Genomic DNA, 14495 nt, shown 5'->3' with positions numbered 1-14495 from the left:
TGGGGGCCATTTTCCGTCTGAGTCGATGGCTGAACCTTTCAAGATGTTGCTGGACCCTGCCGTGGTCAGGGCGATCGGGATGCACCTCCAGCGGGTCGCGCCCTCGGTCGAGCGTGTCCGTTTCGAGCAACTGGCGCTCGACGGGCTGGATGCGCTGGAGCTGAAGGCCCGGGCGATGCAGATCGCCGACGCGCTGGAGGCGACGTTGCCCGCCGGGTTCGAGGCCGGCGCAGCGATCCTGGAGGCCACGCTCGCGCCGGTCACCCTCGATGCCGAGCTGGGCAGCCTGCGCACCGGGCCGGACGGGCTGGCCGGCTGGGCGCTGTGGCCGCTGGGCGAATGGGTGGCGCGCCGCGGGCTGGACGATCCACACCGGGCGCTGCAGGCGCTGCATGCCTTGACCCAGCGCTTCACGGCCGAATGGGCGATCCGACCCTTGCTGCTACGGCACCCGGACACCGTGTTCGCCACATTGCGCCGCTGGTGCGACGACCCCAGTCCGCATGTGCGCCGCCTCGTCAGCGAGGGTAGCCGGCCGCGTCTGCCCTGGGGGCTGCAGCTGCGCCCGCTGATCGCCGATCCGACGCCGACGCTGCCACTGCTGGCGGCCTTGCAGGATGATCCGAGCCCGTATGTCCGTCGCTCGGTGGCGAACCACCTCAACGACATCGCCAAGGACCACCCTGCCGTGGTCGCGGACTGGCTGCGGCGCTACCTCCCGGAGGCCTCGGCCGAGCGCCGCGCCTTGCTGCGCCATGCCAGCCGGTCGCTGGTCAAGGCGGGTGATGTGGCGGTGCTGGTGGCCTGGGGGCAGGGCGCGGCGCTGGAGGGCTGTGCGGACCTGGCCGTCACCCCGGCGCAGATCACGCTGGGCGAGCGCGTCGCCCTGTCGGCGACGCTGACCTCGCTGTCCCGCCGGCCGCAGGCGCTGGTGGTCGACTATGTCATCCACCATGTGAAGGCCAATGGCAGCACCTCGCCCAAGGTCTTCAAGGGCTGGAACCTGACACTGGCGCCGGGCGAAACACGCACGCTGGTGAAGCAGCACGCGGTCCGTCCGATCACGACCCGCGTCTACTATCCCGGCCAGCACCGGGTGGCGCTGCAGGTCAACGGTGCGGTGGTGGCGGACGCGGCGTTCGAGCTGCTCGGCCTTACCCCAGCGTCTGGGCAAAGCGCTTCGGGCTGAAGCCGACCGAGACACTGCCGTCCGGCCACTGCACGACCGGGCGCTTGATGACGCTGGCCTGCGCGACCATCAGCGCACGGGCGCTGGCTGCGTCGGTGACGGCGGTCCGGGTGGCGTCGTCGAGCTTGCGCCAGGTCGTACCGCTGCGGTTGACCAGCGCTTCCCAGCCCACGGCCGCGATCCAGCCGTCCAGCGCCGCCTCGGGCACACCTTGTTTCTTGAAGTCGTGGAACGTGACGGCCACCCCTTGCGCGGCCAGCCACGCGCGGGCCTTCTTGACCGTGTCGCAGTTCGGGATGCCGTACAGCATCAACTCGGTGCTGCTCATTGGCGGGCGTTGCGGACGTTGGCCGGTGCGGCGGCGGGGTGGCTGGTGCGCCAGGGGTTGATGTCGAGGCCGCCGCGCCGGGTGTAGCGCGCGTAGACCTGCAGCTTGAGCGGCTTGCAGCGCGTCAGGATGTCCATGTAGATCCGCTCGACGCACTGCTCGTGGAACTCGTTGTGGCCGCGGAAGCTGACGAGGTAGCGCAGCAGGCCGGCTTGGTCGATCTGCGGGCCGCTGTAGCTGATCTGCACGCTGCCCCAGTCGGGCTGGCCGGTGACGAGGCAGTTGCTCTTGAGCAGGTTCGAGGTGAGCGTCTCGGTGACGGGTAGCTCGTCGAAGGCGGCGGTGAGCAGCTCGGGCGCCGGCTGGAACACGTCGCAGTCGATGTCCATCCGGTCCAGGCACAGGCCGGACAGCTCGTGGATCGGCTGCGCATCGAACGCCTCCGGCAGCACCAGCCGCACGCCCACCCGCACGCCAGCCGCCGCGCTCAGGTCGCGCACCAGCACCTCGCGCACGGCGTCCGGCGACTCGAAACGCGTCATGTTGAAGCTGTTGAGGTAGAGCTTGAGCGACTTGCTCTCAATGATGTTGGGCGACTCGCACGGCACCGTGAACGTCGCCAGCGCCACCTCCGGCCTACCCCGCGGCGTCAGCCATGACAGCTCGAATGCCGTCCACAGGTCGGCGCCCATGAAGGGCAGGCGGCCGTCGGCGTTCGTGGTGGTGAGGCCGATCTCTTCGCGCTTGGGGGTGCGCGAGAGGGGGTAGAGCAGCTCGGGGGCGTAGGTGTCGCGGTAGGTGGCGACAGGTTTGCCCAGTGGAGAGGCGTCGGGGTCGGTGTGGACGAAAGTCATGCCGCGATGGTAGCGAAGCGGGCGCGGGCGCGCCGATCTGCATAATTCGCCATCACTGGGCCAACCCCCCACCAAGCGCCCGCTTCGCACAGGGAGACACCATGTCCGCACACGAGTTCATCGACCAGTTGGTGTTGTCCCGCGCCGTGCCGGTCCACCTTCGGCGCACGGTCACTCGCGATGCGTCGGCTGCGGCGCCGGCACCGGCTCCGGACTTGCCTGCGTTCGCGCTGCCGGCGGACTTGCAGGCGGCGGTGGACGTGGGCAGCGTGCTGTCGTTCGTCGACGGGGTGGGCGTGCAGGCGCGCGACGACGTGCTCTATTCGGTGCAGCTCGCGCAGCGCGGGGCCAGCGGGCGATTCGACCGCCACACGCAGGTGGCCGATTGGTACGGGCTGTACGTGCAGATCCTGGAGTCCGTCGGCTGGACCGCCGAGCAGCTCGCCTTCGCCACCTTCCGCCAGACCGAGGGCGAACTGCGGCTCGACAAGGCGGCGCTGGCCGTGATCGCGGCAGTGGCGACGCAGAACCAGTTGGCGGTGCTGACCGAGGCGCTGGGCGCGCTGGAGGCGCTGGCGGACGAGAACGGCTCAATGCAGCTCTTCAACTTCCACAGCCAGTCGCACACGGGCGGGAATTTCCAGATCGGCGCCGTGCAGCGTTCGGCCAATGGCGCGCTGTCGATGGCGCTCGGCGCATTTCACTTTCGCTGCGATGACCGGCGCCGGCGCGTGCTGTTTACCGGCTGGGGCGCGCAGGCGCTGACCTTCTGGACGGCGGCGCAGAAACTCACGCTCAATACCGACCAGTACGCCGCCGTGCGCGAGCCGGTGCGGCACAAGCTGGGCGTGGCGTCGCAGGACTTTCTGGCCGGGCTGGTGCTGGGGTGATGCAGGATTGAATTGAAGCCGGATTGAAGCCGGATTGAAGACAACGACGAGGGGGAGCATCCATGAAAGCAACGATCGAAATCCTGGGCGACGACGTGTACTGCCGCGCCGACAACGCCGCGCGGTCCGAACGCCGCCTCGACGGCGCTACCGCGCGCGGGCGGCTGCAGGCGTGGGCTCGCGCCTATGACGAGGCCGTGGCGCGGCACGACGCCGGGGCGGCGGCGGTGTTGCAGCAGATCGGCACCGAGATGTGGCAGTGGCTGGACGAGGACGGCGGGTGGGCGTCGGCGTGGGCGAACGAGCCGGAGGCGCGGTGCCTGGACATCCTCGTCGACCAGCCGCGCCATCCGCTGGCCGACGCGCTGCTGGATGCGCCGTGGGAGCTGCTGGTGCAGGAGGGCTCACCACTGGCGGCCGACACCGTGCAGGTGTTCGAGGTGGTGCGGCGGCTGGCGGCGGCGGGCAGCCCCTGGGCCGCGCTTCACCGCGACCTGCAGATGCTGTTCATGGCCGCAGCGCCCGATGGCGAGCATGTACTGTCGTTCGAAAGCGAGGAAAGCGCGATCCTGCAGGCCACACGGGGCGCGGCGCTGCACCTGCTGGTCGAAGAGTCCGGCGCGCTGGAGCCGCTGCAACGTCGCTTGGCCGACGACAAGCCGTTCGAGGTGCTGCACCTGTCCTGTCACGGCACGATCGACGCCAAGCGTGGTCCGTTGCTGGCGCTGGAAGACGATGGCGGCCGGCGGAGTCTCGTCGATGCCGGACAACTGTCCGGCGCGTTGGGCGGCGGTGACCGACCGCCTCTGGTGTTCCTGTCGGCCTGTCGCACGGCTGAACAGGTCACGGCGCAGACCCGGCCAGCCGGCGGCGTGGCGCGGGTGGCCACGCCGGTCGAGTCGATGGTGCGCAGCCTGGTCCGGTCCGGGATTGCGCATGTGCTGGGGTGGGACGGATCGGTGTACGACCGGGATGCCCGGGCCTATGCCGAAGCGTTCTACCGGCAACTGTCGCTGGCCAACACCGTGCCCCATGCCGCCGCGCGGGCGCGCACGGCGTTGCTGGTCCAGCACCGGGCCGACCCGCGAACCGGCCAGCACTGGCATCTGGCCCGCCTGTACGTCGGTGCCCACGGCGGCTCGGTGCCGCTGATCGACCGGCGTCGGCCGGCGCACGCGCTGGCGGGGGGCGCGAACGACAAGGCGTTTCTCGATGACCACCGCCAGCGGGTGCCCGTGGCGGGCCGGTCGGCCTTTGTCGGGCGGCGCCGGGTCATGCAGGCGGTGTTCCGGGCGTTTCGGGCCTTTGACGAAGGCACCACGTCCGGCGTGCTGCTGCACGGCATGGGCAACCTCGGCAAGTCCAGCGTCGCGGCGCGCATTGCCAGCCGGCTGGCGCGGCACCGGGTGGCGGTGGTGTTCGGGCGCTATGACGCGCTGGAAATTCTGGACCGGGTACAGGACTGCCTGCCCCGCGCAATGGAGGTCCGCGAAGCCAAGGCGCGGTGGCGCGAGGAGGTGCAGGCCGATCCAACGGCGCTCGCGGATGCGCTGGAGGACTGGCTGACCGGGTGGTTGAACGACCAGCCGATCCTGCTGGTCATCGACGACCTGGAGCAGGTGCTGACCCCGCCCAGGGCCGAGGAAGCGGGCGTGTTGACCGAGGTGAAACACCCGCAGTGGCGGGCGGCGCTGCTGGCCGTGCTGCAGGCATTTGACCGGGTATCGGGGCGCACGGCGTCGCGCCTGCTGCTCACCAGCCGCTATGTGTTCCGCCTCGCCGACGAGCGCGGCGGCGACCTCGCCGCGCGGTTGACCCGTGTACCGCTGCAGCCGATGAACGAACTCGACCGCGAGAAACAGCTCGCCGCCGCCGAGCGCCTGCTGACGCAGCCGGCGCAGGATTCGGACGCGTTACAACGCCTGAAACAGCAGGCGCTGGACTTGGCCGCCGGCAATCCGGGCCTGCAGGAGACGCTGACCCGCCCGCTGCTGGCTGGCGAGGTGGCGGCGGCTGAACGCGCCCTCGCGGCCATCACGTTTTTCAACGTCCACGGCCAGCCGCCCGAGGCGCTGCGGGCGCGGTTGCAACAGCACGTCCCCGGTGCGGCGCAGGCGTCGGCCGACTCCGACAACGCGCTGCTGGACTTCTTTCACCGCATGGCGTTCGAGGTCTACCGCGACGGCCTGACACCGAACCAGGCGCGTGCGCTGCAGTCCGCCACGCTGTTTGACACGGGCGTGCCGATTCCCCGGCCGGCGCTCGACGCCGTGGCGGCGGCGGCGGGTGTCACGGGCGCGGCGGCGGCGCTGGACCGGCTGATTCACCTCGGCCTGCTCGACGACTTCGGCCAGCTCGGCGGCGCGCCGGCGCCCCAGGCCGCCGTCAACCCGCTGGCCCGGCCGCTGTGCCCGGCGCTGCCGGAGTCCGAGGTGGCGGCGCTGTCCGCTGCCGCGCTGGAGCCGCTGGACCGGCTCTGGCGAACGGAAAACGGCGCTGTGCCCCAGGACACCCGGGCGCTGTGTTTCTGCCGGCTGGCCTTGGCTGCGCCGGCACCAGCGGCCACGCTGTTGAACCGCGTGGCGGAAGCGGCGGCGCGGGTGCTGTTTTCCATGCACCACGACGCTTCGCGGGCCATGGCCAGTGTGCTGACCCCGGCCCATGACAAGCTGGCGGCCCTGGGTGCGACCGCCAGCCACGGCCTCTCACACATCACGGTGGACTGCGCCAATCGCCTCGGCAAGCACCGGATGAAACAGGACGCCACCCGCGCCATGCAGGCCACCGCGACCAGTCCACAGGAGCAAGCCGCCGCCGTCCTGTACCAAGCCCGTCTGCTGAAAGCGACCGAACCGGAGGAGTCGCTGCGACAGTTCACCCACGCCGTGACCCTGTTCCTCGCCACCGACATGGACCGAGAAGCCGCCATTGCCCATGGAGAAATCGCCGACATCCTGCAGTCGCGCGGGCAGCTCGATGAGGCGCTGCGGATCCGGCTGGAAGAACAGTTGCCGGTGTATGAGCGGCTGGGCGATGTGCGCGAGAAGGCGGTGACGCAGGGCAAGATTGCGGACATCCTGCAGTTGCGCGGGCAGCTCGATGAGGCGCTGCGGATCCTGCAGGCAGAGGTGCTGTCAGCGTTTGAGCGGCTGGGCGATGTGCGCTCGAAGGCGGTGACGCAGGGCAAGATTGCGGACATCCTGCAGTCGCGCGGGCAGCTCGATGAGGCGCTGCGGATCCGGCTGGAAGAACAGTTGCCGGTGTATGAGCGGCTGGGCGATGTGCGCTCGAAGGCGGTGACGCAGGGCAAGATTGCGGACATCCTGCAGTCGCGCGGGCAGCTCGATGAGGCGCTGGCGCTGCATCTGGAACGCCTGCCGGTCGCACAGCGGCTGGGCGACATCGACAGCTTGGCGCACATCCGCTTCCGCACTGCATTGTTGCGTCTGCAGCGTGGGGATCATGTCCGTGACCCGCAGGCGTTGCAGGGGATACACGATGAACTGGCGGAGGCGTTCGGGTTGAGTCTGAAGCTGCAGCGGCCCGATTTCATTGCGCCGATCGGGGCATGTCTGGCGCAGGTGCTCGCCGTGGGCGGTTTGCCGGAGGAAGCCCTGACGGTGCTGGACACAGCCGAAGGCGGTTTCCGAACGATGGGCGACACCAACGGCATCGCCGAGATCCACCAGCTCCGCCAGCAGATCCGCGCCGCCTCAGCCGCCTGACGGCGCCGCCGCGTCGAGGGCGGATCCAGACGCGATCAGCGTGACCGGCGGCTGCAGCCCGAGCCGCTCGGCGTGGCGCGCCAGCACGGGATCGGCCGTGACAAACGCCGTGGCGCCGGCCTCGGCGCTGATCGCCAGGTGCAGCGCGTCGGCGAAGTCCATGCCGGCGGTATGTGCCATCTGGGCGGTCCAGACGGCTTCGATGTCGGGGCAGTGCAGGTTGGGCAGCGCCAGGATGGCGGCGATGGCGCGGCTGAGGTCGTTGTTGCCGATGCGCTTGCTCTTGAGCAGCCAGACCAGCTCCAGCAGTACCGTGCCGGTGACGCCGTAGCGCTTGGGCTGGCGCAGCAGTTCGCGTGCGGCGAGGTAGGCGGCAGGCTGGTCGCGCAGGATGAGCCGCGCCAGCACCGAGCTGTCGAGGAAGATCATGGCTGGCCCCGCCCCATTCGGCGGTCCTCGGCGCCGAGCAGGGCGACGATGGCCGCTGCGTCCTCGGGCGCGCTGGTGGCGACGGCATCCGGGCGGTGGAGACAGCCGGCGAGCACGTCGACCGCGGCGTGGATGGCCTCCAGGTCGAATTCGGGCTCGCGCAGCGGCTCCAGCACGAGACGCCCGGCGTCTACGCTCAGTTCGAACCGGGTGCCGGGCAGCAGGTTCAACTCGTTGCGCAGCGCCTTGGGGATGACGATCTGGCCTTTGCTGGAGAGGCTGGCGGTGTGCATCAGAGGGGACTCGGCAGGACGGGCGGGAGTGTTTGCGCAGTTTAGCCACTTCCGCGCACAGTCCTGCTGGCCGTGCCGGGTTCCTGCGCCCGTGCGGCGAATGGCCGGATTTCCCGCTTCTCGCCGGATGCGTGCAGGGGCTTGGCGGATCCTTCAGCGGTGGCGCACATGGCCGGTCCTATACTGGCCGATCAATTCATGGTGTGCAGGCTGGCATGGCCTGCAACGCAAGAGGTGTCCGAGATGGGTAGCAAATTGAAGGTTGCGGGTTGGGTGGCGGTTGGGGCCATTGCCGGTGCGCTGACCACGATGCAGTTGCAGGCCACGGCGCGCAGTGCGCTGTCGCCCCTGCCGCTGGAGGACATGCAGCAGCTCGCCGCGGTGTTCGACCTGGTGAAGCGCTCCTATGTCGAGCCGGTGGACGAGAAGAAGCTGATCCGTGACGCGATCGGCGGCATGGTGTCCGGGCTCGACCCGCACTCGGCCTATTTCGAGGGACAGGCCTACAAGGAGTTCCACGAAGGCATCAGCGGCAAGTTCACGGGGGTCGGCATCCAGATCGAGATGGAGGAGGGCCTCGTCAAGGTCGTCTCGCCGATCGAGGGCTCGCCCGCCTTCCGCGCCGGCCTGCAGACCGGTGACCTCATCACCCGCATCGACGAGACGCCGGTCAAGGGCCTGAACATGGACCAGGCGATCAAGCGCATGCGTGGCCCCAGCGGCTCCAAGGTGCTGTTGACCGTCTACCGCAAGGCCGAGAACCGCACCTTCCCCGTGCCGATCGTGCGCGAGGAGATCAAGACCAAGAGCGTGCGCTCGAAGGTGATGGAGCCGGGCTATGCCTGGATCCGCATCAACCAGTTCCAGGAGCCGACGCTGCGGGATTTCGCCGAGCAGCTGAAGGAGATCTTCCGCGCCGAGCCGAATCTCAAGGGCCTGGTGCTCGATCTGCGCAACGATCCGGGTGGTCTGCTCGACAGCGCCGTCGGCGTGTCGGCGGCCTTCCTGCCGAAGGACGTGGTGGTCGTCTCCACCAACGGCCAGATCGCCGAGTCGCGCAGCGTGCTGAAGGCGTCGCCGATGTTCTATTCGCGCGATGGCAACGATGTGCTGGCCGGGCTGCCGGCGCTGGTCAAGACGGTGCCGGTGGTGGTGCTCGTCAATGAAGGCTCGGCGTCGGCCAGCGAGATCGTGGCGGGCGCGCTGAAGGACCACAAGCGCGCCGTCATCATGGGCTCGCAGACCTTCGGCAAGGGCTCGGTGCAGAGCGAGATGGCGCGCCTGCCGATGCCCAACACGTCGCTGAAGATCACGACGGCGCGCTACTACACGCCGTCGGGCCAGTCGATCCAGGCCAAGGGCATCCTGCCGGACATCCCCGTCGACGAGACCGCCGAAGGCAGCCCGTATGCCGCGCTGCGCCTGCGCGAGGCCGATCTGGACAAGCACCTCGTGAACGGCCCGGAAGCCGAAAAGAAGGATGCGGCGCGCGAAAAGGCCCGCGAAGAGGCGCTCAAGAAGCTGGAAGAGGCCAACACGAAGGCCAAGGAAGCGCGTGACAAGAACCGGCCCGTCTCGGCTCTGCCCGAGTACGGCGCACCCGATGACTTCCCGCTGCAGCAGGCGCTCAACCGGTTGAAGGGCAAGCCGGTGATGGCCTCGAAGACGCAGGTCGAGCGCAAACCCGAAACACCGAAGTCGAACTGAAGTCGAGCTGGACATGAACGACGACCAGCTGCTGCGCTACAGCCGGCACATCCTGCTCGACGAGATTGGCGTGGAGGGGCAGCAGCGCATCCTGTCGGGCCATGCGCTGGTGATCGGCGCGGGCGGGCTGGGCTCGCCGGTGCTGCTCTATCTGGCGAGCGCAGGCGTCGGCACGGTCACCGTGGTCGACCACGACACCGTGGACCGCACCAACCTGCAGCGCCAGATCGCCCACACCGAGGCGCGTGTCGGCCAGCCCAAGGTGCAGTCGGCCGCAGCGTCGATGGCGGAGATCAACCCGGAGGTGCGCGTGCACACCATCGCCGAGCGCGCAGACGCTGCGCTGCTCGACACGCTGGTGGCGCAGGCCGATGTCGTGCTGGACTGCAGCGACAACTTCCCGACCCGGCACGCCGTCAACGCCGCCTGCGTGCGGCATGGCAAGCCGCTGGTCTCGGGCGCGGCGATCGGGCTGGACGGGCAGGTCTCGGTCTGGGATCCGCGCGGCGCGGCCGATCCCTGCTATGCCTGCGTGTTTCCGCCGTCTGCGGAGGTGCCGGAGGTGCGCTGCGCCACGATGGGCGTGTTCGCGCCGCTGGTCGGCATCATCGGCACGGTGCAGGCCGCGGAAGCGTTGAAGATCCTCGCCGGCTTCGGCACGTCGCTGGCCGGACGGCTGCAGATGCTCGACGTACGCCGCATGGAATGGACCGAGATCCGCCTGGGACGCGACCCCGCGTGTCCTGTCTGCGCGGGTCGACACACTGCACACCATGGACCAACAACACCCTGACCTGATCGCCCGCAACTTCCCCAGCGCGGAGGAAGAGGCCCTCGCCGCCCAGCCGGCCTCCCGCTACAGCGGACCGGAAAGCGCCTACCGGCTGGCCTTCACGGACAACGAGTTCCTACTGCGCGACGAGCTGCGGCCTGTGCGCATGCAGCTGGAGCTGCTCAAGCCAGAGCTGGTGCAGCGCGAGCAGGGCATCGAAGCCACGGTCGTGATCTTCGGCAGTGCCCGGATCCTGCCGCTGGAGGTATCGGCGGCGCGGCTTGCCGAAGCCCAGGCCACGGGAGACGCTGCTGCCATCGCCCGCGCCACCACCCAGGTGCAGATGAGCGGCTTCTACGAGGAGGCACGCCGCTTTGCCGGCATCGTCACGCGCGAATCCGGTCGGCTGGAGACGCCGATCCATGTCGTGACCGGCGGCGGCCCCGGCATCATGGAAGCGGGCAACCGCGGTGCACACGAGGTCGGCGGACGCAGCATCGGCCTGAACATCGTGCTCCCGCATGAGCAAGAGCCGAACGCCTACATCACGCCCGAGCTGTGCTTCCAGTTCCACTATTTCGCGCTGCGCAAGATGCATTTCCTGATGCGCAGCATCGCGCTGGTGTGCTTCCCGGGCGGCTTCGGCACGCTGGACGAGCTGTTCGAGACGATGACGCTGGTCCAGACCGGCAAGTCCCGCCGCCGGCCGATCCTGCTGTTCGGGCGTGCGTTCTGGAGCCGGTTGATCGACTTCGACTGGCTGATCGAGACCGGCATGATCGGCCCGCGTGATACCGAGCTGTTCCATTTTGTCGAGACCGCGGAGGAGGCCTGGGCCTGCCTGTCGGCCCACTACGGCTTCGACCTGCCCGACACCCAGACCGGCAAGTTCGCCGAGGACATGTGAGCATGGCCCTGCTGCACAGACCGGAAGTGGCCCTGATCGGCGTGCCGACCGACGCGGGCGCGTCCGCTCGGGGGGCGTCGATGGGGCCGGAGGCGCTGCGTGTGGCCGGTCTGCGCGAGCGGCTCGAAGCGCATGGGCTGACGGTGCGCGACACCGGCAACCTGTCTGGCCCGGCCAACCCGTGGCAGCCCCCGGTGAACGGCTATCGCCACTTGGCCGAAGTGGCGCACTGGAACCGCCTGACGCACGAGGCCGTGCTGGCGGAACTGCAGGCAGGTCGTCTGCCGATCATGCTGGGCGGTGACCACTGTCTGGGCATCGGCTCGATCAGCGCCGTGGCGCGCCATTGCCGCGCGCAGGGCCGCAAGCTGCGTGTGCTGTGGCTCGACGCCCACGCGGATTTCAACACCAGCACCATCACGCCCAGCGGCAATATCCACGGCATGCCGGTGGCCTGTCTCTGCGGCTTTGGCCCGGACGAGCTGACCCACATCGGCGGGCATGTGCCGGCCATCTCGCCCAAGGTGATCCGCCAGATCGGCATCCGCAGCGTGGACGAGGGCGAGAAGCGCTTCGTGCACCAGCAGGATCTGGAAGTCTTCGACATGCGCTTCATCGACGAGATGGGCATGCGCCATGCGATGGAGCTGGCCCTGGCCACGCTGGATGCCAACACCCATCTGCATGTCAGCTTCGACGTCGACTTCCTCGATCCGGACATTGCGCCCGGTGTCGGCACCACGGTGCCTGGCGGGCCGACCTACCGCGAGGCGCAGCTCTGCATGGAGATGATCGCCGACACCGGACGACTCGCCTCGCTGGACGTCGTCGAGCTGAACCCGGCCTTCGACCTGCGCAACCGGACGGCCGAACTCGCGGTCGATCTGATCGAAAGCCTGTTCGGCAAGAGCACGCTGATGCGCAAGTGATGCGCAATTGAGGGGTTTCGCGCCGGGGATCTGGCGAGTCCGAGGGGCGGCCAAGCGGCCCGTCATCGGCGTGACGGGCGAGGCGGCGACAATGCAGCTACGTTGCCAGGTTGTCTCCTGTCCTCTTCGGCCCCACTTCATCCCCATCGCGCATGACCGTTCGGACCTCCCCTTCCTCGCCCTCCGATTCCCGAACCGCGTACACCCTGTCCCTGACGCCGCTCCCGGAGCGGTCCCGCTTGCAGGCGCAATGGCTGGACCTCGATTCCCGTTCGGACGCCAGTTTTTTCACGTCGTGGGCCTGGATCGGGGTGTGGCTCGACACCTTGCCGCCCGATGTCCAGCCGCGCTTGCTGCAAGCCCGTCAAGGCGAGCAGACCGTCGGGCTGGCGCTGGTCGTCGACGGACCACCGCGCCAGCGCTTCGGCCTGCGGTTCTGCGCCACGGCCCACCTGCACGCCACAGGCCGTCCGGACTGCGACATCCTCACCGTCGAGCACAACGACTTCCTGCTCGACCGGACACAGGCCGACGCGGTGCGCGCCGCCATGCTGGGCCACTGGCTGGCCGCGCTGCGGGGCGTGACCGAGGTGAGCCTGCCGGGGCTGGCAGGTGCCGGCTGGCCGGTGGGGGTGGAGCTGTCGGGGCGGCGCAAGGTGACACGCGAGGACTGGGTCCGGCATTCCTATGCCGTGGACCTGCAGGCCGTGCGTGACGCCGGGGGGGATTTCCTGAAATGCATCAGCGCCAACACCCGCTCGCAGATTCGCCGCAGCATGAAGGAATACGGGCAGTTGGGCGCGATCACGCTGGAGGCAGCGTCCACCGTGGCGCAGGGCCTGGACTGGCTGGACCGGCTGGCCGCGCTCCACCAGGCGCACTGGGTGGCGCAGGGTCAGCCGGGTGCGTTCAGCAATGCCTTCTTCACCCGCTTCCACCGCACCCTGGTGGAGCGGCACCTGCTGGACGGCGGGGTGCAACTGCTGCGGGTGGCGGTGGGCGAGCACGACCTCGCGTTCCTCTACGGCTTCGTCCGAGGAGGGCGGGTGTATTTCTACCAGTCGGGGCTGGAGTACGGGCTGATCGAGAAGCATGCCCGTCCCGGTCTGGTGGCCCATGTGCTGGCTGCGCAGTACAACGCCAGCCAGGGCCACCAAGTCTATGACTTCATGGCGGGCGAGTCGCGCTACAAGGTCAATCTGGCCACGCTGGAGGAGCAGATGACCTGGACGACACTGCGCACGCCGGCCTGGCGCTTTGATCTGGAGGCAGCGCTGCGCCGTCGGCGACAGCGCCAGATCGCCGCGGCGGCTGCCGCCACGGCACAAGCGCCGGTGACACCGTCGCCGCCTGCTGCTGACTGAGCAGCCCAGGGCCTGCCAAGGGGACTGGCGGCGCTCAGGGACTACTGGTCAGGCGTCGCTGGCGGCTGGCCAGCAGCAGCCAGCCCGGCACGATCAGCTTGAGCAAGACCCGCAGCGTCAGCGCATCGATCCGGCCGAAGCGGAACACGCTGCGCCAGAGCAGCCGCGCTGCCCGGCGCTTGTCGTGTTCGACCGCGGCGTCGGCTGCATCGGCACAAAAGAAGCCAAGATCGGACCGGAAGCGCGGCAGTTCGGCCAGGTAGAGCGCCTCGTCGCGCCGGCAGATGCGCTCGGCCACCCGCAAGGTGTCGGTGCTGGCGCGGATGCGGTGGCGCGGCGATGACATCTGCGTCGGCGAAATCCGGTAGTCGAGCAAGGCGCGCTCCACGAAGGCGATCTGCCCGGCTCCGGCGACACGGGCCACCCAGTCCCAGTCGCACATCGAGCCTGCGTCAGGGTCGAAACTGCCGACCTGTGCCAGCAGGCTGCGGCGGAACAGGATGGTGGGCGGGTGGACAAAGTTGCCGTGGGCGATCGCGCGGTAGGCCTTGCCCCTGCACACGGTCACGTGTGGATCCGTCTCGTCCGAGCCTTCCGGCAAGCAGCCTTGCAGGTCCAGCGTGTCGACCCGGTCGAGCAGCGTCCGCATGCCATTCGGCGCCCGTTGCACGGCGGCGTAGTAGCGTGCGGCGAAGGCCTGTTCGACCCGGCCATGCCCGTCGAACGCATCGAAATCACTGCAGCACAGCACCACATCCGGCCAGCGCTGCAGCACGCGGGCCTGCACGGCCAGACGCTCCGACCGGCAGAGGTCGTCCGCATCCAGCAGGGCGATCAACTCGCCACGGGCTGCTGCAACACCGGTGCGGCGCGCACTGGCGAGCCCTCCGTTCGGCTGGTGGATGGTACGCACCCGATCGCTGTAGGTGGCCAGCAGTTCCGCCGTGTGGTCGGTCGATCCATCGTCCACCACGATGATTTCGAGGTCTGGCCAGGTCTGGGCAAGGACGCTGTCCAGTGTGGAGCGCAAGGAATGCTGGGCGTTGTAGGCCGGTATGACGACGCTGATCAGGCCGGGTGGTCTGACAGGGGCTCCTGACATGGGCTG

13 protein-coding genes are annotated in these 14495 nt (G+C 69.1%); 8 read left to right on the top strand and 5 right to left on the bottom strand.

All coding sequences use genetic code 11. From position 1 onward, the window contains the following. Nucleotides 1-25 precede the first annotated feature (25 nt). Nucleotides 26-1189 (top strand): DNA alkylation repair protein, encoded by a 1164-nt coding sequence (locus tag U5O44_RS05685; protein WP_322587493.1) that lies wholly within the window; start codon nucleotides 26-28, stop codon nucleotides 1187-1189. On the opposite strand, the gene U5O44_RS05680 is transcribed toward U5O44_RS05685, so the two are convergent. Both U5O44_RS05680 and queF read right to left on the bottom strand, forming a co-directional pair. Beyond that, nucleotides 1155-1517, bottom strand: a complete 363-nt coding sequence (locus U5O44_RS05680) for an ArsC family reductase (RefSeq protein WP_322587492.1) — start codon at nucleotides 1515-1517, stop codon at nucleotides 1155-1157. The two genes, U5O44_RS05685 and U5O44_RS05680, sit on opposite strands and share 35 nt — an antisense overlap. Then, nucleotides 1514-2371 carry an NADPH-dependent 7-cyano-7-deazaguanine reductase QueF gene (gene queF, locus U5O44_RS05675; protein ID WP_322587491.1) on the bottom strand — a complete coding sequence of 286 codons (858 nt, stop codon included), beginning with the start codon at nucleotides 2369-2371 and terminating at the stop codon, nucleotides 1514-1516. Before queF ends, U5O44_RS05680 begins: the two co-directional genes overlap by 4 nt. A gap of 101 nt (nucleotides 2372-2472) precedes the next feature. Here queF and U5O44_RS05670 point away from each other — a divergent pair, with 101 nt between their 5' ends. Together U5O44_RS05670 and U5O44_RS05665 are read left to right on the top strand one after the other, a co-directional pair. Next, a complete protein-coding gene (locus tag U5O44_RS05670) occupies nucleotides 2473-3261 on the top strand; it encodes a hypothetical protein (RefSeq protein WP_322587490.1) in 789 nt (262 codons plus the stop codon). 62 nt (nucleotides 3262-3323) lie between these two features. Next, entirely contained in the window at nucleotides 3324-6986 is a 3663-nt protein-coding gene (locus U5O44_RS05665; RefSeq protein WP_322587489.1) for a CHAT domain-containing protein, read from the top strand. On the opposite strand, the gene U5O44_RS05660 is transcribed toward U5O44_RS05665, so the two are convergent. Further along, complete coding sequence (locus U5O44_RS05660) at nucleotides 6975-7415, bottom strand: type II toxin-antitoxin system VapC family toxin (RefSeq protein ID WP_322587488.1); 441 nt, start codon at nucleotides 7413-7415, stop codon at nucleotides 6975-6977. The genes U5O44_RS05665 and U5O44_RS05660 overlap by 12 nt on opposite strands. Next, on the bottom strand, nucleotides 7412-7708 hold the full coding sequence (locus tag U5O44_RS05655; protein WP_322587487.1) for an AbrB/MazE/SpoVT family DNA-binding domain-containing protein: 297 nt from the start codon (nucleotides 7706-7708) through the stop codon (nucleotides 7412-7414). Before U5O44_RS05655 ends, U5O44_RS05660 begins: the two co-directional genes overlap by 4 nt. 243 nt (nucleotides 7709-7951) lie before the next feature. Here U5O44_RS05655 and U5O44_RS05650 point away from each other — a divergent pair, with 243 nt between their 5' ends. The 5 genes from U5O44_RS05650 to U5O44_RS05630 all read left to right on the top strand — a co-directional run bounded on the left by U5O44_RS05650 (nucleotide 7952) and on the right by U5O44_RS05630 (nucleotide 13387). Beyond that, nucleotides 7952-9415, top strand: coding sequence for a S41 family peptidase (locus U5O44_RS05650; protein WP_322587486.1), 1464 nt, complete (start codon nucleotides 7952-7954; stop codon nucleotides 9413-9415). A gap of 13 nt (nucleotides 9416-9428) precedes the next feature. Beyond that, nucleotides 9429-10208 carry a HesA/MoeB/ThiF family protein gene (locus U5O44_RS05645; protein WP_322587485.1) on the top strand — a complete coding sequence of 260 codons (780 nt, stop codon included), beginning with the start codon at nucleotides 9429-9431 and terminating at the stop codon, nucleotides 10206-10208. After that, nucleotides 10189-11094: an LOG family protein gene (locus tag U5O44_RS05640; RefSeq protein WP_322587484.1), complete on the top strand. Its 906-nt coding sequence runs from the start codon at nucleotides 10189-10191 to the stop codon at nucleotides 11092-11094. Before U5O44_RS05645 ends, U5O44_RS05640 begins: the two co-directional genes overlap by 20 nt. Before the next feature lie 2 nt (nucleotides 11095-11096). Next, complete coding sequence (gene rocF / locus U5O44_RS05635; protein WP_322587483.1) at nucleotides 11097-12023, top strand: arginase; 927 nt, start codon at nucleotides 11097-11099, stop codon at nucleotides 12021-12023. Nucleotides 12024-12262: 239 nt separating this feature from the next. Next, nucleotides 12263-13387 carry a GNAT family N-acetyltransferase gene (locus tag U5O44_RS05630; protein WP_322587482.1) on the top strand — a complete coding sequence of 375 codons (1125 nt, stop codon included), beginning with the start codon at nucleotides 12263-12265 and terminating at the stop codon, nucleotides 13385-13387. A gap of 34 nt (nucleotides 13388-13421) precedes the next feature. Here the strand turns inward: U5O44_RS05630 and U5O44_RS05625 are convergent, their stop codons facing one another. Then, nucleotides 13422-14489 carry a glycosyltransferase family 2 protein gene (locus tag U5O44_RS05625; protein ID WP_322587481.1) on the bottom strand — a complete coding sequence of 356 codons (1068 nt, stop codon included), beginning with the start codon at nucleotides 14487-14489 and terminating at the stop codon, nucleotides 13422-13424. Nucleotides 14490-14495 lie beyond the last annotated feature (6 nt).

Origin of the sequence: Sphaerotilus sp. (assembly GCF_034519685.1) — a bacterium.
Lineage (GTDB): Bacteria > Pseudomonadota > Gammaproteobacteria > Burkholderiales > Burkholderiaceae_C > Sphaerotilus.
The sequence above is the reverse complement of the archived record's forward strand: the minus strand, read 5'-3'. Positions and strand labels throughout refer to the sequence as shown.